The 25,735-nt window shown below is 66.6% G+C and carries 16 protein-coding genes and 2 pseudogenes; 14 read left to right on the top strand and 4 right to left on the bottom strand.

What is annotated here, in order from left to right; all coding sequences use genetic code 11:
• Positions 1-173: 173 nt before the first annotated feature.
• From H288_RS0121560 to H288_RS0121575, 4 genes are all read left to right on the top strand, one after another.
• Positions 174-2,063, top strand: a complete 1,890-nt coding sequence (locus tag H288_RS0121560) for a methylmalonyl-CoA mutase subunit beta (RefSeq protein WP_020094653.1) — start codon at positions 174-176, stop codon at positions 2,061-2,063.
• 43 nt (positions 2,064-2,106) lie between these two features.
• On the top strand, positions 2,107-2,478 hold the full coding sequence (locus H288_RS0121565; protein ID WP_020094654.1) for a hypothetical protein: 372 nt from the start codon (positions 2,107-2,109) through the stop codon (positions 2,476-2,478).
• Between the two features lie 135 nt (positions 2,479-2,613).
• A complete protein-coding gene (locus H288_RS0121570; protein ID WP_020094655.1) occupies positions 2,614-3,063 on the top strand; it encodes a hypothetical protein in 450 nt (149 codons plus the stop codon).
• Positions 3,064-3,111: 48 nt separating this feature from the next.
• Entirely contained in the window at positions 3,112-3,831 is a 720-nt protein-coding gene (locus H288_RS0121575; protein ID WP_020094656.1) for a glutathione S-transferase, read from the top strand.
• A gap of 15 nt (positions 3,832-3,846) precedes the next feature.
• Here the strand turns inward: H288_RS0121575 and H288_RS0121580 are convergent, their stop codons facing one another.
• Complete coding sequence (locus H288_RS0121580) at positions 3,847-5,604, bottom strand: bifunctional protein-serine/threonine kinase/phosphatase (RefSeq protein WP_020094657.1); 1,758 nt, start codon at positions 5,602-5,604, stop codon at positions 3,847-3,849.
• A pseudogene (locus H288_RS32615) lies at positions 5,601-6,512 on the bottom strand (ATP-binding protein); the annotation flags it as partial. The gene H288_RS0121580 and the pseudogene H288_RS32615, both read right to left, overlap by 4 nt.
• Before the next feature lie 36 nt (positions 6,513-6,548).
• Here H288_RS32615 and H288_RS34060 point away from each other — a divergent pair.
• Together H288_RS34060 and H288_RS0121590 are read left to right on the top strand one after the other, a co-directional pair.
• The gene (locus H288_RS34060; RefSeq protein WP_081636506.1) at positions 6,549-8,249 is read left to right on the top strand and encodes a recombinase family protein; all 1,701 of its coding nucleotides are present in this window, start codon (positions 6,549-6,551) and stop codon (positions 8,247-8,249) included.
• Between the two features lie 82 nt (positions 8,250-8,331).
• Complete coding sequence (locus tag H288_RS0121590; RefSeq protein WP_158684217.1) at positions 8,332-8,844, top strand: hypothetical protein; 513 nt, start codon at positions 8,332-8,334, stop codon at positions 8,842-8,844.
• Positions 8,845-8,848: 4 nt separating this feature from the next.
• On the opposite strand, the gene H288_RS34065 is transcribed toward H288_RS0121590, so the two are convergent.
• Together H288_RS34065 and H288_RS35140 are read right to left on the bottom strand one after the other, a co-directional pair.
• On the bottom strand, positions 8,849-9,052 hold the full coding sequence (locus tag H288_RS34065) for a transcriptional regulator (protein ID WP_210274615.1): 204 nt from the start codon (positions 9,050-9,052) through the stop codon (positions 8,849-8,851).
• Between the two features lie 606 nt (positions 9,053-9,658).
• A complete protein-coding gene (locus H288_RS35140; RefSeq protein WP_146074016.1) occupies positions 9,659-10,351 on the bottom strand; it encodes a hypothetical protein in 693 nt (230 codons plus the stop codon).
• A 1,773-nt stretch (positions 10,352-12,124) separates the two neighbouring features.
• Here H288_RS35140 and H288_RS32620 point away from each other — a divergent pair.
• The 8 genes and pseudogenes from H288_RS32620 to H288_RS0121635 all read left to right on the top strand — a co-directional run.
• Positions 12,125-13,438 (top strand): annotated as a pseudogene (locus H288_RS32620) (porin); the annotation flags it as partial.
• A 346-nt stretch (positions 13,439-13,784) separates the two neighbouring features.
• Complete coding sequence (locus H288_RS0121605) at positions 13,785-14,666, top strand: hypothetical protein (protein ID WP_020094666.1); 882 nt, start codon at positions 13,785-13,787, stop codon at positions 14,664-14,666.
• A 1,291-nt stretch (positions 14,667-15,957) separates the two neighbouring features.
• The gene (locus tag H288_RS0121610; RefSeq protein ID WP_158684218.1) at positions 15,958-18,111 is read left to right on the top strand and encodes a recombinase family protein; all 2,154 of its coding nucleotides are present in this window, start codon (positions 15,958-15,960) and stop codon (positions 18,109-18,111) included.
• An 843-nt stretch (positions 18,112-18,954) separates the two neighbouring features.
• Positions 18,955-20,514, top strand: a complete 1,560-nt coding sequence (locus H288_RS0121615; RefSeq protein ID WP_026605177.1) for an ISL3 family transposase — start codon at positions 18,955-18,957, stop codon at positions 20,512-20,514.
• A 358-nt stretch (positions 20,515-20,872) separates the two neighbouring features.
• Entirely contained in the window at positions 20,873-22,579 is a 1,707-nt protein-coding gene (locus H288_RS32625; RefSeq protein WP_020094669.1) for a GMC oxidoreductase, read from the top strand.
• Between the two features lie 136 nt (positions 22,580-22,715).
• Positions 22,716-23,857, top strand: a protein-coding gene (locus tag H288_RS0121630) for an IS3 family transposase (RefSeq protein ID WP_106735927.1) whose coding sequence is annotated in 2 segments (ribosomal slippage) — positions 22,716-22,992 and positions 22,992-23,857 — 1,143 coding nt in all. Because the reading frame shifts where the segments join, the coding sequence is not laid out codon by codon here.
• 117 nt (positions 23,858-23,974) lie between these two features.
• A complete protein-coding gene (locus H288_RS35145; protein ID WP_146074089.1) occupies positions 23,975-24,865 on the top strand; it encodes a hypothetical protein in 891 nt (296 codons plus the stop codon).
• 201 nt (positions 24,866-25,066) lie between these two features.
• The coding region (locus H288_RS0121635) for an IS256 family transposase (protein ID WP_020094672.1) at positions 25,067-25,735 on the top strand (669 nt) is incomplete at its 3' end.

The raw sequence follows: 25,735 nt of genomic DNA on the forward strand, positions 1-25,735 counted from the left end.
CTCGCGATCCGGATCGGCAGGTGCCCCTCACCGCACCTGCGCCGCATCACTCAAAAATCGGTGATCCGCGGCTTGAGCTTTCCTCAACCATCGGGCGATTGCCAGCGGCGGAGCGGCGTGCGAGGCAAACGCATGAAAGCGGTGCAGAAGACGCCGCGCCCTGGGACGTACCGATGGAAGACAGACCGCTCGCCGACCTCTTCGAGCCCGCAGACCGGGCGCGCTGGCTCGGCCTCGTCGAAGGCGTCCTGAAGGGCGCCGATTTCGAGAAGCGGCTGGTGTCGCGGACGGCTGACGGACTGCGGATCGAGCCCCTCTACGGACCGGCCGAGCCGGCGGCGCAGCCGGTGCGCGAGCCCGGACCCTGGCGGATCGCCCAGCGGGTCGACCATCCCGACATCGGAACCGCGAACACGCAGGCGCTCACCGACCTCGAGGGCGGGGCCGATGCCCTCGTGCTCGCCGTCGCGGGTGCGCCGGGCGCCCGCGGCTACGGTCTCACCGCGGCGAGCGTCGAGGAGCTCGACGCCGCCCTGAAGGGCGTGATGCTGCCGCTGATCGCCCTGCGGATCGATGCCGGCGGCCGCGGCCTGGAGGTGGCCCGGCTAATCAAGGCGCTGGCGGAGCGCCGCGGCGAGGATCTCTCGACCTACGACGTCGATCTGGGGCTCGATCCCGTCGGCGTCCTGGCGGCCACCGGCAGCCTCGGAGCCGTCTGGACCGACATCGCGCCCCGCCTCGCCGAGGCCGTGGCCGAGCTGGAGGCGGCGGGTTTCCGCGGCCGGGCCTTCCTGGCCGACGGCCGGCCCTACCACGAGGCCGGCGCCGGCGAGGCGGCGGAACTCGGCGCGGTGCTCGCCACCGCCGTCGCCTACCTGCGCGCCCTGGAAGCGGCCGGTCACGATCTCGCGAGCGCGCGCGACCGCGTCGCCGTGCTGCTCGCGGCCGATGCCGACGAGTTCGTCACTGTCGCGAAGTTCCGCGCGATGCGGCGCCTCTGGGCGCGCGTCGAGCAGGCCTGCGGCCTCGAGCCGAAGCCGCTGCGCCTCCACGCCGAGACCGCGTGGCGGATGATGACCAAGCGCGACCCGTTCGTGAACATCCTCCGGACCGGCATGGCGGCGGCCTCGGCCGGCATGGGCGGCGCCGACAGCGTCGCGGTCCTGCCGTACACGCAGGCCCTCGGCCTGCCCGACGCCTTCGCCCGGCGCGTGGCGCGCAACAGCCAGATCGTGCTCATCGAGGAATCGCACCTCGCGCGGGTCAGCGACCCCGCGGCCGGGGCCGGCGGATTCGAGGCCCTGACGGCCGAGCTCGCCGAGGCGGGCTGGGCGGCGTTCCAGGCGATCGAGGCCGAGGGCGGGATCGTCGCCTCGCTCAGCGTCGGCAAGCTCCAGCGGCGGATCGAGCTGACCCGCGAGGCCCGCGCCAAGGCGGTGGCCACCCGCCGCGAGCCGCTCACCGGGGCGAGCGAGTTCCCGAACCTCCCCGAGAAGCCGGTCACGGTGCTCGACGTGCAGCCCGTGGCGGCGGTGCTCGGATCCAATTTCGGCGCGGGCTCGGCGGTCGCCTGCGACGCGCTGCCGTCCCAGCGCCTCGCCGAGCCCTACGAGGCCCTGCGCGACGCCTCGGACGCCTTCCTCGCCAAGACAGGGCGCAGGCCGGTCGTGTTCCTGGCCAATCTCGGCCCGGTGGCGGCCTTCAATGCCCGGGCGACCTTCGCGGCCAACGCCTTCGCGGCCGGCGGCCTCGAGGCGCTGTCGAACGAGGGCTTCCCCGACGCCGAGGCGGCCGCGCAGGCGTTCCGGGAATCCGGCGCCAGCCTCGCCTGCATCTGCTCGACCGACGGGATCTACGCCGAGCGCGCGGTCGCGACCGCCGAGGCGCTCACCGGGGCCGGCGCCGGACCAGTCTACCTCGCCGGGAAGCCGACGGACCTGGCCGAGCCGCTGAAGCAGGCGGGCGTGGCCGCCTTCCTGCATGTCGGTTGCGACCTCCTCGCTCTCCTCAACGCGGCACTCCGTGCGGCCATGCGGACGCCCGCGCCGCAGGCGCCGCGCTGACGGGGCGCCGGTCTCCCCGAAGCCCACGGCACTCCGGATCCGCATGACGCCCCGCATCGCCGTCGCCCTGCTCCTCGCCGGTACGCTGCCCGCCGCGTCCGCCCCCCGCGCCGCCCTGCCCGATCGGTTCGACGGCACCTGGAGCGTCGAGATCATCACCGAGACGGGGAACTGCGACCGCGCCTACCGCTACCCGGTGCGGATCGAGCGCGGGCGAGCGCGCTTCATCGGGACCGCCTTCGTGGTCGAGGGTGGCGTCGCGCGGAACGGGGCGATCCGCGGCTCGATCTCCAACGGCGCCGCCACCGCCGACGTGCGGGGACGCCTGGGCTCGGACGGCTTCGGTGCCGGAACCTGGGTCTCGACCGGGGCCCTCGCCTGCCGGGGACACTGGAACGCGGAGCGGCGCGGCTGAGCGCGGCTGTGGCCGTCGCGAAACAGCCCGGATCTTGCCCGGAATCGGGCACCCGGACCGAACCGCCAGCCCCGATCCCGACGCAATCATGAGCGAGAGCTGAACACGGTTCGGACACCCGACGAGGCCGCCCGTATGAAGACTTCGATCCTCGCCACCTTCGCCGTCCTCGCGCTCGTCTCGGCCGCCGAGGCGCGGCCTCACCGGAACCCGGCCGCCCCGAAGGTGAACGCGGCGGAGGCCGAGAAGTTGTTGGCGCCGCTGCGGCAGGCCGCCACCGCGTGCTTCGCCGAGACGGTGCTGTCGAACCCGAAGGCGACGGCAGAGGCGCGCGCCGGCCGCTGGTACGAGGCCGTCGGCATCACGGGCTTCCTGTGCCGCCCGGAGGTCGCCGCGATGATCCGGACCCACGACAACCTCTACGGCGCGAAGACCGGTGAGCGCTACTTCAAGGGCGCGTACGTCAAGCATCTGGACCAGCAGCTCGCCGAGCGCCTTCAGCCGATGTTCGCCCGCAAGGCCGTCGCCAGCGCCGAGCCGCCGCTCGAGAAGGCCTCGGCGGAGGAGCCGGCCGAGAACAACTGAGCGGGAACCGTCCGGGGTCGCCGCGCCTTCCCCGACCCGGAGGCGGCGATGCCCTACGAGCTCCATTACTGGCCGATGATCCAGGGGCGCGGCGAGTTCGTCCGCCTCGCCCTCGAGGAGGCCGGCGCCGACTACGTCGACGTGGCCCGCCAGGACGACGATTCCGGCGGCATCGGACCGATGCTCGACCGACTGTCCGACCCCGCCGATCCGCGACCGCCCCTGGCACCGCCCTTCCTGCGCGACGGCGACGTCGTCGTCGGGCAGAGCGCCGCGATCCTGCTCTATCTCGGACCGCGCCTCGGGCTCGTGGGCCCGTCGGAGCGCGACCGGATCTGGACCCATCAGCTCCAGCTCACCGTCGCCGACGCGGTCGACGAGGCGCACGACACCCACCATCCCGTCGGCGTCGGCCTGTACTACGCGGATCAGAAGGCCGAGGCGCTGCGCCGGGCGGCCGAATTCCGGGGCGAGCGCATCCCGAAATATCTAGGCTATTTCGAGCGCGTGCTTGCGGCCAACGGCGGCCGCCGCCTCGTCGGCGCGGATCTCTGCTACGCCGACCTGTCGCTGTTCCAGCTCGTCGACGGCCTGCTCTACGCCTTCCCCAAGGCGACCGCCGCGGCCCTCCGGAGAACCCCGCAGGTGGCGCGGCTCCACGAGACCGTGGCGCGGCGCCCGCGGCTCGCCGCCTACCTCGCCAGCGCGCGCCGGATCCCGTTCAACGAGGACGGCATCTTCCGCCGCTACCCGGAGCTGGATCCCTGAGACGCGAGCCGGGGCTCACCGACGCGGGCCGGCGATCAGGATCGCCGCGAGCACCAGCGCGACGAGCCCGAGCACCAGCGACAGCAGGCGCCAGAACAGCAGCGGGTCGCGCTCCAGGAGCGACGCCCGCCGGCCATCCGTGAAGGCCGGGTTGGGGTGGCGCAGGTCGTGGACGAAGGCCGACACGGTCGCGTAGCGCCGCTGCGGATCGGGATGGACGGCCCTGCGCAGCGCGCCGTCGACCCAGACCGGCAGCAGCGGGCGCACGGTCAGCGCCGACGCGTAGCGCAGCCGCCGCTGCGCCGCGCGCGTCCGGGCCCGGGGCACCGCGTCGCCGTAGGGCAGCCGCCCCGTGAGCATCTGGTAGGTCATCACGCCGACCGCGAAGACGTCCGACTGGGCGGTCCCCGGGGCGCCGAGGAAGCACTCCGGCGCCGTGTACTGCACCGTGCCCAGGATCTCCGCCGGGTCGATCCGCGGGTCGCCCTCGACGACGCCGGCGACCTGGGTCGCGCCGAAATCGATGATCTGGACGGTGCCGGCCGCGTCGATCAGGACGTTGTCGGGCCGCAGGTCCTGGTGGACCATCTCCCGCCGGTGGAAGGCCTGCACGCCCCGGGCGAGCTGCTCGACGAGCCCCCGCACCGCCTCCAGCTCGGGCGCCGCGTGGTCGCGCATCCACTGGGTCAGGGTCTGGCCCTCGACGTAGCGCATCACCGTGTAGAGGTGGCTGCGGCGGCCGGCCTGGGGATGGGCCTTCAGCACGTGGGGATTGTCGATCCGCCGCGCGATCCACTCCTCCATGACGAAGCGCTTCCGCTGGGCGGGATCGTCCCGCAGGTCCAGCGACAGCACCTTCAGCGCGACCTGCGCACCGGTCTCCGCCTCGAGCGCCAGGTAGACGCGGCTTCGCGGACCGGAGTGGAGGATCCGCAGCAGCCGGAAGCCGTCGAGTTCCGCGGGCGGGTCGAGGAGCGGCGCCGGGTCCAGACCGTCGGCCTCGCCGAGGAGGTCGGCCGGCTCGCCCTCCGGCACGGTCTCGACCCGCACGATCTGGATCGTCAGGTTGTCCGGGCTGCCGGCCGCCAGGGCCATCTCGACGATCGCCCGCGCGGCCGCATCCAGGGTCCCGGCCCGCGCGATCTCCGCGACCATGTCGCGGGGCCGGACATGCTCGTGGATGCCGTCCGTCGTCAGCACGAAGGTGTCACCGGCCTCGACGCCCACGGCGTGGTAGTCGATCTCGACGCGGCCCTGCGCTCCGAGGGCGCGGCCGAGATACGATTCCGCCGCGGAGACGACGACCCGGTGGTCCTCGGTGAGCTGCTCGAGCGACCGGCCGGACACCCGCCAGATCCGGGCATCGCCCACGTGGAAGAGGTGGGCCACGCGGGATTTCAGCACGAGGGCGTCGAAGGTCGTGACGTGGCCCCGGTCGGCATCGTTCGGATCGGCGCCGCGCCGCGTCTCGGCGTAGAGCCAGGAATTCGTGGCCGCGATCACGCGCTGCGCCGAGGTCTTCACCGACCACGTGTCCGGCGTGGCGTAGTAGTCGCTGAGGAAGCCCTTGACCGCGGTCTCGCTCGCCGCCGCGCCCGCCGCGCTGCTGCTGATCCCGTCGGCGAGGGCGACCGCGATCCCCTTCAGGCCCAGCGCCGGCTGGACGGGAACCAGCGCGCCGTTGAAATCCTGGTTGGCGGCCTTGCGGCCGGCGCTGCTGTGCTGGCCGATCGTGACCGTCAGGTCGGCCGGGCCGCGCGGTCCGGCGCTCAAGCGGCGGCCGCCGCGCTGTCGCCCCGGCCGCGGTACGACAGCGCCTCGGCGAGGTGGAGCCGGCGGACCTGCGCCTCGCCGTCGAGGTCGGCCAGGGTCCTGGCGACGCGCAGCGTCCGGTGGAAGCCGCGGGCGGAGAGGCGCATGCTCTCGGCCGCCTGGCGGATCAGCGCCGTCCCGTCGGCGTCGGGGCTCGCGACGTCCGAGATCAGCGTCGCGGGACAGGTCGCGTTGGTGGTGGATTCCGGCAGGCCGCGCGCGGCGTAGCGCGCGCCCTGGAGCGCGCGGGCCGCCGACACCCGCGCGGCCGCCTCGCGGGAGCCCTCGGCCGGCGCGGGCAGGATCAGGTCAGCGGCCGTCACCGCCGCCACCTCGACGCGCAGGTCGATTCGGTCGAGCATCGGGCCGGAGATCCGCGCCTGATACTGCGCCATGCAGCGCGCGTTCGGCCCGCGCCGGCAGGCGTAGCCCGGTTCGAGACCGTGGCCGCAGCGGCACGGGTTCATCGCCGCGACCAGCTGGAACCGCGCCGGGTAGGTGATTCGGTGGTTGGCCCGGGCAATCATCACCGCCCCGGATTCCATCGGCTGGCGCAGGCTGTCGAGCACCTGCGGGGAAAATTCGGGGAGCTCGTCCAGGAACAGCACGCCGCCATGGGCCAGGGAGACCTCACCGGGCCGCGCCCCGAGGCCGCCCCCCACCAGGGCCGCCATCGAGGCGGAATGGTGCGGCTGCCGGAACGGCCGGCGGTTCGAGAGCGCCCCGTCCTTCAGCGCGCCCGCCACCGACTGGATCACGGAGATGTCGAGCAGCTCGCGCGGCGTGAGCGGCGGCAGGATCGAGGGAAGACGCGCCGCCAGCATCGACTTGCCCGAGCCGGGCGGCCCGTTCATCAACACGTTGTACCCTGTTTCGAGCGACGGCATGGAGCAGTACTCTCTCGTATGCGCAATCCTTTCCTCGATACCCCATCCGACCGCGCACTGGTGATCCGATATCACCGAGTCTCCCGAGAGGAGCAGGCGGAAGGCCATGGATTCACGCGACAGCGCGAAGGAACGGAGGAGTGGTGCGCCCGCAACGGCGTGGAAGCCGATCTGACTCTGGAGGATGCCGGACACAGCGCCTTCACGGCCGATCACATCAGGCGCGGCGCGATGGGGCAGATCCTCGAAGCGATCGCCTCCGGTCGGATCATGGCCGGATCGACGCTCGTGATGGAAAATCTCGACCGCCTGAGCCGAGAGAACCCGTTTGAAGCCGTGAAGATGTTCACGAGCATAGTCTCGAACGACATTGCCATCGTTACGTTTCTCGACGGCTATCGATATACGCAAGACGGGACCGCGATGCAGCGGATGCTCACCATGATCATGTCGATCATGCATTTCGGACGTGCGAATTCCGAAAGCGAGCTCAAATCGACTCGAGTTGCAGAAGCATGGCGGGAAAAGCATCGGCTCGCGCGCGAAAATGGACAGCCGCACGGAAGGAGGTGCCCTGAATGGATGAGGCTTGAGCCCGGCGGCTATGAATTGATCGAGGATCGGGCCCGGGAGGTGCGGTGGATGTTCGCCTGCGCGATCGGCGGGTGGGGCCGCCGGCGGATCGTGAAGGAGCTGATCGCCCGGAGGGTCGAGCCGTGGATCGAGCCATCCGTCAAGCGGCCCCATCCGGTCTGGAACGAGAGCTACGTTCAGAAGATCCTCTCGGGCGGCGAAGCCTGCGGAACCTATTTCCCGGGAAAGTGGCCCGGAAATCGACGAAGGACGAGCCAGGAACCCATATTGGACTACTATCCCGCCGCCGTCAGTCGCGAAATTTTCGACCAGGCCCGAGCCGCGGCCGACCTCAGGCAGGGCGGAGGCGGACGGAAGGGCTCCTCCAGGAACCTCCTGCAAAATCTCTGCGTCTGCGGCTGCTGCGGCAGAGGCATGACGATGCAAGACAAAGGCACACGTTCACGCGGTCCGGCTCTCGTGTGTCAAAGATCTCTCGTCGGCGACTGCGAACACAGATTCCGATATGTGTATGCTCGCGCCGAGCTGATGGTCTTCTTCTGCATCGGAGATCATGCCGACCAGATCCTACGAAGTGCCGAGGCCGAGACATGCACGGTGCGTGGACTTATCTCCGGGAAGGAGCTTCAGCTGAACGATAGGTCCGAACGCATTCGACGGCTGGTGAAGCACATGGAGGTCAGCGCGGATCCGGCTCTCGACGACCGTCTGCGTGAACTCAGAGAAGAATCGCAATCGTTGAGCGCGGAGCTGCAGGATCTAAGGCACAGCCTTGCGAGATCCAACGAGATGCTCGAGGCGTCATTTCCAGACAGGCTTCTGTCGTTGTACCGGCGAATCTCCGCTTCCCCCAAGGATCAGAGCCCTCAGGTGCGCAGCAGGGTCAATCAGGATCTGAGAAGCTTCATCAAGCGAATCGTATTCCGGAATGGCAGCTTCACCGTGGAGTTTCGAAACGGCCGGGAGGGAAGAGGTTTCATGCTGCCCGGACATCGACCCAGGCCGAATCGCGGCCACTTCTCCTCCGCCGTGAAGGAAGGAATCCAGCTCCGAAAAGGAGAGATCGAGCCGGACCCCTCCCGAGCCCCCGACCGGCCGCCGGGACCGCTTCCGCAGCCAACGTAGCCCGCTCGGCCATCCGTCATCTCGACACGGCGGATCCGGGCGCCAAGCAGGCGTTCCCGACCCTCCTCTTTGCCCCACAGTGTTGACGATCGACGGCGCCAGAGCCCTGCTGACCGTCCCGCTCGGCAGACGGGCCGCGGAGGAACTCGTCCTCGGTTCTTCGTCGACCGGATGCGCCTCGGACCTCGAGAGGGCGACCGCCGTCGCGTGGAGCATGCACTTCCGCTGGGGGCTGGGAGAGCGGCTCCAGGTGGTCCCGCACGATCCCGGCACCACGCACTCGATTCCGATCGAGGAGGAACTTCGCGCGGCCGCAGCCAAGGCGGCCTACATCCTGAGATCCAGGCGCGCGGCGTTCGACCAGCTGAAGGAGGCACTGCTGGCACGCGGCACCCTCGAGGGACATGAAGTCGTCGAGATGCTCGCAGGCGCTCCTTCCGCGAACGGCGCCGAACCGTCGGCCGCCGTCCATGGGGAGGCGCTCCGCCCGCGGGAGATCCGCTCCTCCGCTCGAAGCCAAGCGGGCGGGTTCCCGGCGCCGGACCGTCGGGATGCGCTTCGCCGACTGTTTCCGTCCCGTGGGTCCGAGGGTTGATCCGTCAGGATGAGGTCCGGACCGATCGGACGATCGCGATCAAGGTCGCGGCATCAATGTCGAGAGCATCCGCGTTGTCCAGAAACTCCACGAAATCGACCCGCCTTCCTCCACCTTCGATGGCGGCGACGACGGATTGATATCGGCCGAGCCACGAGGCGAGTTCGCTTTGAGTTAGGCCCGACCGCCGATGAGCTTCGACGAGCATTTCGACCAATCTTCGATGACGTGCGCTTCTGAGGGTCTTGGGTATCGGACCACCGGCGAGATCGAGAAAGCCGACCCGCCAGCTAAATCAAACGGAAAATTACCATAAAATCTGATTTTCCATCTCGGTGCGCCCGGTCGCGACCCATAGCCGGGAGGAGTTTGTGGAGAAGGACCAAGTCGGCTCGTCCGAACATCGCGCGCATCGGTATCTTCGACAGGCCGATCCACCCTCGACCGAGCCTCGACGATTTCGCCGGCGCAGCGTCGAACAAGGTCGGCGAAGCGCCGCCCGTCCACGCACGGGCCATGGACCCGCGCAGGGGGACCGGCGCAAGGCGACTGGCTCCGGGATGCCGTCGCGCGTCCGGGAGACGTCGAACCCGCTCCGGGCACGAGTCGGTGCCGCGGCCCGCACGCTTTGGAGCTGCAGGCCGCGGGCGGGGCTCGGGTCCGGTCCGATGCCGCCGGGGATATCCCGATCGTCTGCCGCCGCCTCCGAAACCCGTCCGTGGGTCCGCCGCCGATCTTGGCCGGCGGCGGACCCGAGCGCTCGCAGGATGTCCGGCGACGAACCCGGCATCCTTATGCCGGATCCGGGCAGGACCTACGCCGGTGTCGGATCCTCGCCGACCTCCGTAGCCGCTGCCCGCGGTCCGACGGCGTTCACCCACCGGACGAACCGATCGTAGTCCGCGATCGGCGCACGGGATCGCGGAAGCGATCGGGTCCGATCGGTTCGGTAGCGCCGTCGGTTGAATCGCGGCTGCGGCCGGGCCGCCCTCGCGTCGGCGCCCATCTCTGCGGCGGCGGTCAGGCCCAGATGGATCAGGGCGTCGAGGTCGGCCCGGCCGAGACGCCTATGCATCAGCGAGTGAATCTCGACGTCGAGCCCTGCCAGCTGCCGGACGAGCCAAGCCAGCTCGATGTACGCGTTCGGCGTCGGTGAGGTCAGGTCCAGGAAGACCGCGTCGATCGACCAGTCCTCGACGAACTCGAGAAGTTCGCGGCACACGCCCGGTCGTTCGTCGCCCAGCTCGGCGAACACGCCCAACAGGTGGAACCCGGCGCTTTCGGAATGGGATCGGGCAAGAGCGCCGATCTCGTCGAGCCGGTCGCGAGCTATCGCGCCTCCGGCCTTGAACACGACGGAGTAGCCGTCGGTATCTGCGACGCCTCGAGGCTCCGCTCCATCAAGGATGCGGCGCTCGGTCGACGCGGCAAGGGACGAAGTTACGAACGTATCTTCGACGATTCTATCGCGCGCTTCCTCGGGAAACGACGTGATATGCGAGTCCATTGTTCAGCTCCATGAGTTGCCGAGTACTTGAAATTCCTACCGGAAACCGTCCGGAATGTTCGGCCGTGTCGAGGCCAACCTTCGAAACGGTGGCTCGGGCTCGGAACCGATCGGAAGCCGCGTGGTGGTTCGTCATGATCCATGCTCCTTCGAAGCTGGGTTGGTAGGGCGGTAGGGACTCGAACCTGCGACGAGGCCGGTTCGACTCGTCCCGCATCCGGCGCTCGTAGTCGCCGGATGCATTACGCTATCCTTTCAAGTCCGGCGTCACGTCAACAGGCATAGGGCGTGTTCAACAAGACAAATGCGGTTTAGCCGCCGCTTGTCGTCCCCTTGGATCGACCGCGATCGTCTTGTTCCAGTTCGAGACAAGTCCGGGCTGCGCTCGATGATCGTCCGAAGCGGCTGGATCGACTCGGAGTGCTCGTTCCGTCACCGGAATGGTCGCTCGATAATCTCTGCGGAAGCTGAATCCTCCGGTCGATACTGAACCGCAGACGAACCGATCCGCTTTGCGATCGGCATCTCCCACTCTCGACCTCGTCCCGGGCAGCGCTTTTTGAATTTCCGCTTGGGCTTTCGGCACATCCCGGCTTGGATGCCGAGCCGGGCTGGGTCTGCGCGGACGCACTCGTCGTTTCCGCATGGCCGGGTCCGGATCTCCGCCCTCCCGAACCGTCCATGCGGACCGGGAGGGTGCGGCCGTCCTCTGCGTGCCGCTCGACGGCTCCGGCCACGTCACCCTTCCCGCGGCCGCGCGCATGCCTCCCGGTCCTGCGGGTCCCGGAGGCAGGGGTGGTCGACCTGGAGGCGGATCGCGAAAATCTGGAAAGCGTCGCATGAGGCACACGCGTGGTCGAGCCGGAAGGCTCGGTCTCCGGCGGCGTGCGGGGTCCGCCCGCCGGCCGCCGGGGTGACGGGAGGCCTGCCTCCCATCACGCCGGGGGCGGCGACGGTCGTTCCGCGAGTTCGTCGGGGCAACGGCTTGCCCCGGTGCGGGAGGCGTCGCCTACGTCGAGCCTCCGAAAAGGGTTTCATCACTTAAATCCGAATAGCCGAGGACTTCTACACCGTTTGTTGTTCGCAAGTTTCTTTCAAGAAAGTAGCACGTGAACGACAAGTCCTGTAGCTGATATCTGGGCAAGCGCCTTCATTCCTTCGAAGCTCATGGCTTTGATTTCCGAATTTTTACGGTTCATTACTTAATTTGAAGGAATGGAGCTCTGAGCGGCCCTGCAAAACGAAGGAGTGGCGGGCAGCCCGTCGATCAGCGATAGACGCCTTGCCCACCTTCCACGGGATGCCTCGTCGATCTACAGGCGGCGGACGACCGCCAGGTTGAAGGTGCCGAGGTTTCTTGCGGCGGCCCGGTCCGAGCTATACCGTTCTTCTCGGCTCTCCCTTTCCGATCGCGTCCGCTTGGAGCCCGAATGCGTGCGCACGCCGTGGCTCGATGTCGGTCGCCGACTCGTCGTCGAGGCCCGGCAACGGTGGCCTGCACCAACCGTCCTGGTCGGTGTCAGCGGCTCGTCCTCACCACGGCGCGTGCGCGGCCGGGCGTGCCGACTGCGCGGTCGCGAAGGGCGATCCGGTGCGGCGGGAGCGGGCTCGGCAGCGGCTCCCCGAGGCCGAGATCATTCTGGACAAAGCTCGGGCCGAGGCCGGCGGCGGGACCTACGGCGCCGCGAACTTAGTGGCCGACCACGAGCGCTCGGTCCTCCGCCTGCGTTCCATCACGGCCATCCACGACGACGCGATTATCCTGGACCGGACGTCCGCCTTGATGCCGGGTCCCGCACCGGCTACTCCGGGGTCGGCCAGTCCGGTACCCAGCAGCGCATCGGCCAGGCCTATGCCGGTATCGGCACCGACCAGTTCGACCGCGACTCGCAGTACGTGAACGTCGACAAAGCGTTCATCCAGTTCGCCGGCCTGACCGCCGGTCGCGCCTCCTCGTTCTTCGACTTCTATGCCCACGACTTCGAGATCGCCGCTGCCGCCGCGGGCTCGGACGTGTTCTCGACCAACCTGCTCGCCTACACGGCCACGATCGGCAACGGCCTGTCGGCCACGATCTCGATCGAAGATCCGGTCTTCCGCCGTACCCCGATCTTCTCGCCGTTCGCCGTCTCGCCGACCGTCTCCACCGGCAGCGCCTCGAACTTCGGCGTGACCGTCCAGCCGACGCCCGTCTTCGTCGGACCGGGCCGCTATGGACTGGCGGACAGCATCGAGAAGTCGCGCATGCCCGACTTCGTCGGCGTCGTGCGCCTCGACCAGGCCTGGGGTTCGGCCCAGATCTCGGCCGCCACCCACGAGCTGAACGTCGGCAACCTGTCCACCGCCGCCAGCACCGGCACGGGCCCGACCGTCGTTCCGGCTCACACCAGAAACGTCCAGGGTTGAGCGGTTCAGGGCGGACTGAAGATCAACACCCCGTTCGTCGCCCCGGGCGACGCCCTCTACCTGCAGGGCGCCTACGGCGACGGCGCTCAGGTGTACACCGGCTACTGCATGTACACCGGCTGCTACACGCAGAGCATCACGACAATCCAGGGACAGAAGTTCAACCAGTATTTCTCGGACGCGACGATCAACCCGTTCTCCGGTCAGCTGCAGACCTCGCAGAGCTTCACCGCGACGGCGTCGTACCTGCACTACTGGACGCCGGAGTGGCGCTCGGCCTTCTTCGGCTCCTACTGCGAGCAGAACTTCTCGCAGAGCGCGCGTGCGGCTCAGGGCGCGATCTACGGCCTCGTGAGCGGGCTCACCGGCGACCCCGGCTTCGGCACGAACGCCGTCGGCGTTCCGGGCACCCGGTTCTACCAACTCAGCCAGGCGCTGCGCGACACCTACCAGTTCGTGGCGGGTGCCAGCATCATCTGGTCGCCGATCAAGGACCTCAATATCGGCATGGAGGCGTTCTACACGCAGATCGGCCTGAAGAACGGCCGGGCGATCGACAACGACAAGAGCCCGACCGCCTACTCGAACATCGCCGGCATCAACAACGGCACGTTCGCGGTCCGCACCGCCTCGCAGGACTCGGTCTCGCAGTTCCGCTTTCGCGTCCAGCGCGAGTTCTAGTTTCCCGAATCGGGATCGGGTTCCCAAAGTCCCGATCCTGATGTCCCCGTGCAACGGGACCCAGACTGGCCCGGCCTTACGGCCGGGCATTTTTTTGCCTTGGCCCGACCGCCCGCGCGGACTCAGGCGAGGCGAGACCGTCGGGAGAAGGGCGTGGAGCACCTCAAGCATTCCACACCGGAATCCGGATGGCCGGAAGGACTTCGCGCGGGGAAGCCGACGACCCTCACCCGGAACAGCGCAGTTCAAGGCCGGCGGTCCGGACCTGCTCCTTCAGAGGTGATAAACGCCGGTCTGCCAGTATGACCGGAGCTCCGGAGCACCGGAACCGCACTGGAACAGGCCTATGGACCCAAACTCGCTTTCGCAGGAACTCTCCAATCTCTATCACTACATAATGGTCGATCTCGATTTTGCGATCTCAGTTATCAACTATTCTTCCCGCGATACGACGAGCGACGAATCCTTCGATGTCTCCCAATGGCCGGTACTCGGCCTCATCCGAGAGTCGTTCGAATACCTGACCATCATAAAGATGGCCAAGATCCTGACGACCGCAAAGAACGAACACAACCTGGACGCCGTTCTCGGCTTCATCGAGAACAATCATCATCAGATCGAATGGGAGATTCCGGTAGATCCCAAGAGATCACATGAGGACCGGAAATTTTTCCGAGACGATCCAACGATCAAAAAAGTTAGAAAACTGAGAAACAAGTACTACGCTCATTCGGACCGTAGCTATGTCAAGCACCCCTCGCTGCCACTCGAAAAAAATCCGATTTCCGTCAAGGAACTTAAGTACATCTACGAACGCATGAGGGATACGGTGGAATACTACCGGACGGCGCTGGGATGCAGCGGCGGCATTTTCCCGAGCGGAGGACTCGCGGCTCTATCTCTTGCGCGGATTTCGGCGATCCTTCACGAAGCAGTTTGCAGACAAAACATCGTAGGCGTCAGGTCCCACTTCGAAAAGGCCGCGACCGATTGGTCGCGGCGAAGCGACGGTCGTGCGATCGCGGAACTATACGACGTGTATCTTCAACACGAGCGGGCCATCCGCCGGTCCAAGGACGAACGGGGCGTCGCGGAACGGAAGCTGGTCGACATGGTGGCGACGCGGAACCCGGCGGACCCGATGCTCCAGATATACCAGGAATTGGAAGCGCGCGAAGCGGTTCTCGAGAAGGCGGTGGAGCGCCGGCGCCTTCTCATGCCCTATTGACCGCGCGGAAAAGCAAACGAGCTCTTCTTCGGACGCCTTCCTGAGCGGCGGGACGGGACCCGACAGCTACATGGTCCTTTCCGAGCCGGCGCGATCGGAGCGGCACCTGATTGGTCGGGGTATCCTTGACTTGCGTACGAGATCGTCGGATATTTGAATGGTGACGTGACAACCTTCAAAGGTTGCGATCGATACGGCGACTCTTCCGATCGAAGCTTCCGTCGTGAGGCTCGAGACTGGGAGAGACGCGCGGTAGCTTCTTCGACCTCGTCGAAGTGTACGCCTGGGTCCCGACTTGCGGTCGGCGGACTTGGCGCCCCCCTCGAAATCACCGGATGTGGACGGTCGCGGCGACGTGCGCCGAAGTTGGCTGCGATCGGCAAGCCGAAGGGCGAGGCCGCCGGAGGCGACGTCCACGCCGTCCGCCGTCGTTCCTCGTCAACGGCAAGACGGATACGCGCACGATCGGAGGGCGGAGGCCCGGTCGGCGACGACGGCCACATACGGCCACGCCGTCCGGACTGCTTTCGGGCGCAGACCTCGGTGCAGGAAGTTCGAGCCGACGATCGACGGACGTAGATGCGGCTCGACGCGGCCCGCCGGCCGCGAGCGCTCGCCGCGTGTGGGCCTTCCGAGGATCCGGCGCGCCCGAGCGGCCGGCTCCGATCGGAAGCAACCGCCGAGATAGCGCGACTTCCGTCGCCGTGACGGATGACGGACCGCGGCCGCGGTCGTCGACGACGCCGACCATCGCCACGGGCGACGGACGGACGAGGAAGAACATCCAACTCGTGTCCGATCGGAGATCCGACGATGACCCGAATGCCTGTTTCCATCGAAGCTACCCGCAAAGGCTCTGCCCGGGCCGCCGATTTCGTCGAGGCGCTGGCGGAGTGGTGCGCGTCCGTCGACGTCCGCAACGCCGGGACGCCACCCCGTAGACCGAGCCGCTGGGCCCGGATGCAGGACGAACAGGACGCCGCATCCCGAAGACGCGGCTGACGGCGCCGTAGCTCGGCCGATCCCGGCAGCCGGTCGTCGGTCCTTCGCACGAACGATCACCGACGGACCCATCCACGGTCGGGTCACGCGAAGACGATCGGCGACCGCGTATTCCTGCACTACACGGTCGATGTTCTACCGAATTTAATACAATAAATCCTTCACGGCTTTAGTCTTGGTCGCATATACGTAGATTTCCTCCTATTGAATTCCCGTTTCTTTGGCGCATATCCGTGCACCCACGATTTCTCGGACCTTGATCGAATGCGGTCCGAAGATGGAGACAGACATGGATATCATGCAGCTGTTCGACCAAGCGAATATTCCCGTTGTTCAGCCATCGGAATACTTTCGAATAAGAAAGAAGCAGGTCAAGACAACGGCGGGGAAGCGGAACGCGGCGGTCTTCTACGGACGATATTCCACCACGGGTCAGACCGAGGCCAGCCTGGATCGGCAGAACGAAAAAGTCGCGGAGATTATAAACCGCGACGGCTTCGAGCTCGTCGCGTCGTTCATCGATCCGGAGCGGAGTGGCCGGTTCATCGATGGACGAAGCGGCTTGTTCGAGATGCTCGACTATCTCGAAGCAAACGATGTCGATCGGGTCTACGTCGAGGAGCCCGACCGGATCTCCCGACTGTTCGCCGATATGGCTTGGCTGTGGAAGCAGATCGAGCAGCGGGGCGCGGAATTCCACTCGGTCAACCGCGGGAGGCTCGGCATGATGGAGATCGCGATCTACGGCATCATGGCCGAAGACGCGGTGCGTCAGATCGCCGAGCGCACCATGTACGGCCGGATCGCGGCTGCGCGGGAGGGACGCTGTCCGGGCAGCCTGTGCTACGGGTACAAGAAGGGCGACGCACCGGGCGAGCTCATCATCGACGGGGAAAAGGCGAAGGTCGTCGTCCGGATCTTCCAGCTCTACGACGCGGGCGTCTCGATCAGGCAGATCGTACAGCTACTGAACGCGGCGAACGTGCCCTCCCCCCGCGAGAAGGCGTGGACTGCCGCAGCCATTTTCAAACGGAGCAGTCGCTTCTGCATACTGCGCAGCCTGACGTATCCGGGAGCGCTCGTCTATGGCCAGACCGTAAGCCGCTACGTGGCCGGTAAACGGTTCCCCAAGAGGGAGCCGGTCCCTCCGGAAGGTTGGATTGTCCGGCGCAAGCCGGAGTGGCAGATCGTGCCCGTCGAGCTTTGGACGCGGGTCCAGCAGAAGATCGAGAGTCTTGGGGAAAGCCCCGGCCGGAACGAACGCAAGGGACGGGATTTCCTGTTGCGCGGCCAGATTTTGTGCGGAACCTGCGGGAGAAGGATGTGCGTTCTTAGTAGCGGCGCGGACAAGAGGATGTTGTGCCCGCGTCATCATCGCGAAGGCGTCTGCACGAACCGGAATACCGTTAACGTCGTCTCGGCGACGAGAGCAGTTCTGGAAGCGGTCCGCGACCGTATCGTAGGCGACGAGCAGATCGCCGCGTTCCGCAGCACATATATCGCCCGCAGAAACGAGATCATTGAAAACGATCGACGGGAACGCTCGCGAATCAACGCCCGTCTCGATGTGATCAGATGCGATCTTGAGGACAGCTTCAATCATCGGCACGTGCGCAATCTCAGTCCTGAGACGCTCGATGGCATACGCTCGAAGCTGGAAGCGGAACGGAGCGTGCTCCGCAAGGCTCTCGGCCGGCTCGGCCGGCACGACGCGGCGCCGGTCGACGACGGCGCGATCCCGGCCCTGCAGGAGGGGCTCGAGAGGCTGATCGCGGGTTCGCCGTTCTGCCCGGCGGACGACGAGGGTGCCAAGCTCGTGGGACGCCTCCGCGCGCTGCTCGGTCCGATCGAGATGAACCCGGTCGAGAACGGAACGGCCTATACGCTGACGATATCCGGCAACTTGGCGGCCATCTTGGACGAACCGTCGTCCGCGGAGCACGCGCGGAGCGATCCGATCGTACTCCGTTTTGAGCGTTGGACCTCGACGGGTTTCATGACGAGGGACAAGATCGCAGAAGCCGACGCGCTCGCAGCGAGCGGAGAGCTGAGGATCGGCGACGAGGACTGGAACGCGGTGGCGCCGATGATCGGACCGAACATCCTGCGGGATCCGCGCGGCATCGCGCTGGATGCCCGGACCGTCGTGGACGCAGGTCTCCACTGGGCGTGCACGACGGGAAACCGCTGGCATCTCCCGTTCGTATTCGGCGATCTGCACGCCATGCACCTCGCCGTGAACAGGATGATCAGGCTCGGAGTCTGGCATCGTGTGGTCGCGTCGTTGCGCGAACGCGGGTCGCCCCTCGTGGCGAAGATGCATCGCCCCGATCTCAAGGTGTATACCCGAGCGAAGCGGGGTCGTTACGGCCCGGAGTTTCTGCACGAGCGGCAGAGAAGCCGTACCGGCGACGGCGATGCGCCGGCCCCGACTCCGTCGTGACGTCAACCGCCGGCCCGGTCCGCCTGTCGCCGCCGACATGCGGCGCCGTCCGCCCGGCGACCGTTCGAAAGCTCGTCCAGGCCGGTCCGCGGATCGGCCTGTTTCCGTCGACGCGTACGAGGAGACATCCGGTCTCCGGCGTGGGATGCCTGTCGGGCGGCTCGCGGGTCTGGATCGCTCCCACGGTCGAGCCCGGCTCGTCGCGGGCCGGCACGGTACGGTTGCCCGATCGACGATGCGACTGCGCGAAAGCTCTTCCGGGTCGGCGCGCTCGGCTTCGCACAGGCGCTGTTCGAGGGCGGCATACCGAGGGTCGTCGACGCCTCCGTGCAGCCCCTCCTCCGCTTCCGGAAGCCGATCTTCGAACCGGAACCCGGCTTCCGGTCCGGGTCCGGTAGGGGCTCCGACGCCACCGCCGACGCCGAACGGCGGCACCGACTTACCGGCCGGTTATCGAAATCCTTACATCGAAGCTTGTTCCACCAAGCAACGGTAAGCGTTCGTCCCGTATAGGAAGGACTACCCGTTTACAGCGAAGATTCGGTCATGAAGCGCCTCATCGCCACAATCTCGGTCGTACTCTGTCTTTCATCGGTTTCGGAAGCGCGAGCGGATTCCCTGGATCGCGTGGGCGGAGCGGTCAAGCATTCGGCCGAAAGGCCAACTGCGGACAAGATCATCCGGAGAGCGCTAGAGATCGGAGTGGATCTGACGCCTATCGTCATCCAAAGTGTCAAAAAGCGTTGGAACGGGACCCCGGATCGGCGTGCAATCGGGGCTCTGACTCACTCTCGCTGATGCCGGCGGCGTTGAGGTTGCGGATATCCATGATGGAGCCGCAGCATGCGCCAACGTTTCAGGCCGACGAGCCTCGTACCTGCCGGATTCGCCTTCGATCACCTCGATGTCGGCCTTGATCGGATCGGTCTGGTCGCGAGGTCCGGATCTGCGACGGCGACTTGCCCAGACTGCCGGACCTCTTCACGTCGCATCCAAAGCCGCTACCAGCGCCGTGCCGCCGACCTGCCGCTCGGTGGTCGGCGCGTCGAACTCCAAGTCATGGTGAGACGCTTCTGGTGTGACGCGGCTGCCTGTGGGCGGAAGATCTTCGCCGAGCGCTTCTCCGATGACGTCCTGCCTACCTTCGCGCGACGCACCTCGCGACTGGAGCAGATCGTCCATCACCTCGGGCTCGCGCTCGGTGGTCGGCCCGGTGCGGGCCTCGCTCAGCGCCTGATGCTGCCCGTCAGCCGCGACACGCTCCTGCGCGTGATCCGCCGTCGGGCGACTACACACTCCGATCCGCTCAGCGTCATCGGCATCGACGACTTCGCCTGGCGCCGCAACCGCCGCTACGGCACCCTCGTCTGCGATCTCGAACGCCGACGCATCGTAGCGCTCCTGCCGGACCGCGAGCAGGCCACCGCACAGACTTGGCTGAAGATGAACGGCTCGATCCGGATCGTCGCCCGCGACCGCGGGGGCGGATATGGCGAGGCCATCGCCCGTGCTCTGCCTGAGGCCATCCAGGTCGCCGACCGGTGGCACCTCATGGAGAACGCCAGCCGTGGCTTCCTCGAAGCCGTGCGCAGGTCGATGCGACAGGTTCGTGACGTCGTCGGCGCGGCCACGATCGATCCGGCGCTGCTCACTGCAGCCGAGCGCATCCAGTACGAGGGTTACCTGCGGCGGGAGGAGGTGGACGCGGCCATCCGCGCGCTCGCCGAGGCAGGCACTCCGATCCGCCGGATCTGCCAATGTCTGGGCCACAGCCGCAAGGTGGTGCGTGCGGTCCTGCGTGGAGAGCGCACCGACGTCTTCCAGGTCCGCCAGAGCTCGCTCGATGCCTATCTGCCCTGGCTCGATGCCCAGTGGGATGCTGGCAGCCGCAACGCGACCGAACTTTGGCGCAGGGCGAAGGGGCAAGGCTTCAGAGGATCGCTGCGCGTGGTCGGGGAATGGGCGACGCGGCGTCGACGCGCCGAGCAGGCCAAGATCGAACGGCTGCAACGTGTGCCGTCGGCACGAACCCTGGCGCGATGGCTGACGACAGGTCGCGACCGCTTGACCAAGGCGGAAACGCTGACAGTGGCCGCCGTCGGGGACGGCGTGCCGGCGCTGGTCGAGGCGCGCGAGGTGGTGGGCGCTTTCCAGACGATGGTCCGAGCGATGGCGCCGGACAGGCTCGAAGGGTGGCTCACGCGTGCTGGCACAGGCCTCGTCGCCTCGTTCGCCCGCGGTGTCGGTCAGGACCGAGCTGCGGTTCGGACAGCGATCACGTTGCCATGGTCAAACGGTCAGACAGAGGGGCAGATCACCAAACTCAAGCTGGTGAAGCGCCAGATGTACGGCCGCGGCAAGATCGACCTGCTGCAAGCTCGCCTGATCGGCTTCACCTCATAATGATCAGCGAAAGTGCGTCAGAGCCCTTATTCCATGCCTAATCACATCTTGGCCAGATCGATCCCGACGGTGGTGATCTCCATGAGAACGGCTCCTGCATCTGCGTGGCTGCTGCTTCGACAGCGACCACATCTTGGCACCGAGATGCCGTCAGTCGGAGCGGGAGCCATCCACCCCATCTGCTTTTGAGTGGAATAGGCATGAGAGTGGACATAGTGCTCTCGCCTAACGGCCGATGCGTAACGGATTTTCGATGACGCTTGGCACTGGCGCCGTTGCGAGCGATCGGCCAAACTCACGGCCGGCCGGTTCGCCACGGCACGTGTGAGTTCCGGGAACCGGGGGAGGAGGGCATGCCGTGCCGCTCAACCGCCTTGACGATACCGGGCAGCTGATCCAGCCACCGGATATCCAGCGCACGACGCTGTCGTTGGACGTCCTAGGCCGCTTCGTATGCAGCACCTGGGATGAAGCCATCAACAATGGCGGGGCTCCCTTCGACGTCGTCATCATCGGGGCCGGCATGTTCGGCGGCTACTGCGCGGACAAGCTTGCGCGGGCAAGCGGCCGGCGGCCCTTAAGGGTTCTGCTGCTCGAGGCGGGACCGTTCCTTCTGCCGACGCACCTGCAGAACCTACCCCGGATGGGTCTGAATGTACCGGGCCCTCGTCCGCCGACTCAGGACGACGGAAGGCCGCGGGAACTCGTCTGGGGGATGCCATGGCGGAGCAACGTGGACTGGGTGGGTCAAGCGTACTGCCTAGGCGGGAAGTCGCTCTACTGGGGAGGGTGGTGCCCGCGCTTGGAGGAGGACGATCTTGCGTCCTGGCCTCCCGAGGTCGCTGACTACCTACGGAGGAACTACGCCCGGATCGAACGTCAGGTCGGCGTTTCGGAAACGACGGATTTCATCCAGGGACCACTCTTCGAGCTACTGTCGAGCCGGTTCGCGAAGTTCCCCGGCATGATCGCCGACGTGACCAAGGTCGAAAACGCGCCTTTGGCCGTCCAGGGACAGTCACCTGCCTCGGGCCTCTTCGCCTTCGACAAATACAGCAGCGTGACCCTCCTGATCGATGCCGTGCGTGAAGCCGCCGGCAATAGCGATGCCGCGCGACGCCTCTTCATCGTGCCTAATACTCACGTCACCAAGCTAGAGACGGCAGACGGGCACGTGTCCGGCATCCGCGCTTGCGTCAACGGAGCCGATCGGTATCTCGGGCTGGGGCCGGGTACGAGGATCGTTCTGGCGGCGGGCATGGTGGAGTCGACGCGCTTGGCTTTGCGCTCGTTCCCGACCAGCAACGATGCGAGAACGGAACGGATCGGAAGAAACCTGACGTCGCATGTCCGGAGCAACATGTACTTCAGAGTCAAGCGGAGCGCCCTGGATCCGCAGAACACTCTCCCAAAGCGTCTGCAGACCGCGGCGCTTCTCGTTCGAGGATCGACTCCGGACGGGAAATTCCAGGTGCAGGTGACGGCGTCTTCGGACCTGGCCGGCAACTCCGACGCAATGCTCTATACGATGATACCGGACATCGATCAGTTAGATGGGCTCCTTGAGATGCAGGAGTCGGATTGGATCGCCTTTGCTTTTCGCGGCGCCTCCGAACTGAAAGGGCGACAGGATCTGCCGGTACCGAACACCGAGAGCAGCTGGATCAATCTCAGTCCATTCGAGTCCGACGAGTTCGGACAACCACGCGCCTACGTCCATTTCGCACCGAATGCTGCAGATGAGCGGCTCGCGCAGGCTATGGAGAGCTGCATGGTCGCGCTCGCCAAGGCACTCGCCAATGGTGCCGCAGCAGACATCGATCTGCATGATCCTCAGCGAGATCCGCTCGGCTCGACCTACCACGAGAGCGGTACTCTCTGGATGGGCACAGACCCCGGGACATCGATCACCGATCCGGACGGACGCTTCCACCACATCGCGAACGCCTATTGCGCAGACCAGGCGCTCTTCGTGACCGTCGGATCGGTCAACCCGACCCTTACCGGCCTCACGCTGGCTCGCAAGGTGTCGGAGGCGATCGCGGCCGAGGCGGAGCTGGCGTAGTTGCCTAGATCTCGTGGCTTCATCGACTTGGTTACCGGATGGGTCTGAAACTCGGTCGACGTGCTTAGGCTGACCTAACCGGCTGGCTTTGGACCGGGCTGATTGAGAGGATCGGCCAGGACCGGAGGACTCGGACATGCGGCGAGGTCAGAAGACGAGTGCGGAGCAGGTCGTGCTGAAGTTGCGCCAGATCGAGGTGCAGACGGCCCTGTGCAAGAGCTTGGCCCTGGCGTGCAAGGAGGCGGAGATCTCCGAGCAGAGCTACTACCGCTGGCGCAAGGAGTACGGCAGGCTCCAAGTCGATCAGGCCAGGAAGATGAAGGAGCTCGAGCGCGAGAACGCTCGGTTGCGGCGGCTTGTGGCGGACCTGTCTTTGGAAAAGCAGGTGCTGGCGGACGTCGCCTCGGGAAACGTATAGCCCCCGAACGACGCCGGCAGGCGGTGGCTGGCATCCGGGAGAAGTACGGCCTCTCGGAACGTCACGCCTGCCGGATCGTCGGCCAGCACCGGGGCACGCAGCGCTACGTGCCCAGACTGCCGGCCGACGAGGATGGGCTGACCCGCGCCATCGTCGCCTTGGCGTCCGAGTACGGGCGCTACGGCTATCGCCGCGTCACCGCGCTGCTGCAGGCGGCAGGGTGGCAGGTGGGCAAGGACCGGGTTCAGCGCATCTGGCGTCGCGAGGGGCTGAAGGTCCCGCAGAAGCACCGGCCGCGCAGCCGGCTTTGGCTGAACGACGGCTCGTGCGTGCGGCTGCGCCCGCTCCACCGCAACCACGTCTGGAGCTTCGACTTCGTGCAGGCCCAGACGCACGACGGCCGAACCTTGCGCATCCTGACGCTGATCGACGAGCACAGCCGGGCGTGCCTCGCGCTGAAGGTGGCGCGGCGCATCAACAGCGTCGGCGTGATCGAGGCGCTGGCCGACGCCATGTGCCTGCACGGCATCCCGGAACACATCCGCTGCGATAACGGCCCTGAGATGATCTCAAGGGCACTGCGCAAATGGGTCGCCAAAACTGGCTCGCAGATCCAGTATATCGCACCCGACTCTCCGTGGGAGAACGGGTACTGTGAGAGCTTCAACGGCAAGCTGCGCGACGAGTGCCTGCGCCAGGAGATCTTCTACTCGCTCAAGGAAGCCCAGGCCATGATCGCCCTTTGGCAGAACACCTACAACCGCGTCCGGCCGCACTCGTCCCTGGGCTATCGGCCACCAGCGCCTGTCAGCTTCCCAGATCTCGCCTTCCGGCTACCCATGGCAGCGGCCGTGCAGTAGCCTCTCACTCGGCTCGGTCCAAAATGCCGGTCAGGTCACAGTACCCGGAGCAGCTTGGCCTTTGACCTTTTCGAAAATCCGGGTGATCTGAAGAAGGGTCCAGTGCGGAGACCCCTTATGTCCAATTCCTACGCCAGCCATCTCGAAGCGCCTCTCGGGCTCGCTCGCCCATCGTTGCGCGACGCAGCCTTGCGCATTCTTGCAGCACACGGCCGCGACGTTTCCTTCGATCCGTATCCAGCCCGCTATGCCTCAGTCGCGGGGCTCAAAGTCTTCTACTTCAAGAGCGAACCTGGCGTGATCGCACGCCGAGGGCCGGGCAACTGGAGCACGCCGCCGGGTCCCACAACGGACGGAATGCAGCACCTCATCGACATCGATGCCGGCGCACACGTGCTTGGTGTCGGTTGGCGTGGCAATGGAACAGTTCTGCACGATCGCTTCGTCCGCGGCCCGTGGGAGTTCGAACTTCTACGTGCAGCCGGCATGTCGGCTGGCATCCCACAGATGAACCGTGTAGCGCCTGCCGGTCCTGCGCGCGGTAGCCGGATGACATGGCCAATTGAAGAGATCGTCGGCACTCGCCGAGGCCGGCTAGGCTACCCGATCACCTTGGACGTGGTCGGATACTGGACCAGCATGCCAGAGGTTGCGCCTGCAGGTTCGAGCTTCGCCGATCTCGTCGCCCTAGTGACGAAATGCTACGATGCCTCTCGTGCAGCGGACGGAGAGGCGGACAGCAGCGTTGGCATCACCGGTTTCGGCTTCAAGGCTTGGATAGGAAAGCGCCCATTCAAAGCGGGGGCCCCGACGGGCAAACCGGACCTCCGCTACTGGATCGCTCCGCACGGCGGCGCGCGAGCAGCGGCGGCACTGCTGCTCCTGCTGTCGCACGCTGCCCGCACAACGCATCGGCATCTTTTCGAACATTCCTTGACCCAAAAGGAGCATGACGTACACCTTTTATCGCGAGCGACGCAGCGCCTGCCAAATGCATCCTGGATTTGAGCGTGTAGATGCAGAATGACGGTCGGCGTAGGTCGGCGTAGGTCGTGTCCCGGGTGATGGTGTAGCTCGCTGGTAGCGGGAGAGCCCGCCTGCGCGCCGTTCACAGCGCTGTAGCAGGCGGGATCTCTCGCGGGGTGGTCATCGGCGGTTGCCGGGTAGGGTCGGGTTGCGAGCACCAACCCCGAACTTGAGAGACCCCCGATGATCGACGAGATGATGGCCCTGCGCGGGCTGATGGAGAAGAGCGCCGACGCCGATCTGCTGCGCGAGATGATCGGCTTTGCGGCCGAGCGGCTAATGGAGCTGGAGGTCGGTGGCCTGACCGGCGCGGCCCACGGCGAGAAGAGCGCCGCGCGGCTGATCCAGCGCAACGGCTACCGTGACCGGGATTGGCAGACGCGGGCCGGCACGGTCGAACTGCGCATTCCGAAGCTGCGCAAGGGCAGCTACTTTCCGGGCTTCCTGGAGCCGCGCCGCATGGCCGAGAAGGCGCTCACGGCTGTGATCCAGGAGGCCTACATCCAGGGCATCTCGACCCGCTCGGTTGATGACCTCGTCCAAGCGATGGGCGGCACAGGCGTGTCGAAGAGCCAGGTCAGCCGGCTCTGCCAGGAGATCGACGAGCGCGTGGGCGCGTTCCTCGACCGGCCGATCGAGGGTGAGTGGCCGTATCTCTGGATCGACGCGACCTACGTGAAGGTGCGCCAGGACGGCCGTATCGTCTCTGTCGCTGTAATCGTGGCGGTGGGCCTCAACGGTGACGGCCGTCGCGAGGTGCTCGGCATGGATGTCGGCCCGTCCGAGGCCGAGACGTTCTGGACGGACTTTCTCCGCAAGCTGGCGCGCCGCGGCCTGCGCGGGGTCAAGCTG

Origin of the sequence: Methylobacterium sp. 285MFTsu5.1 (assembly GCF_000383455.1) — a bacterium.
Taxonomy (GTDB): domain Bacteria; phylum Pseudomonadota; class Alphaproteobacteria; order Rhizobiales; family Beijerinckiaceae; genus Methylobacterium.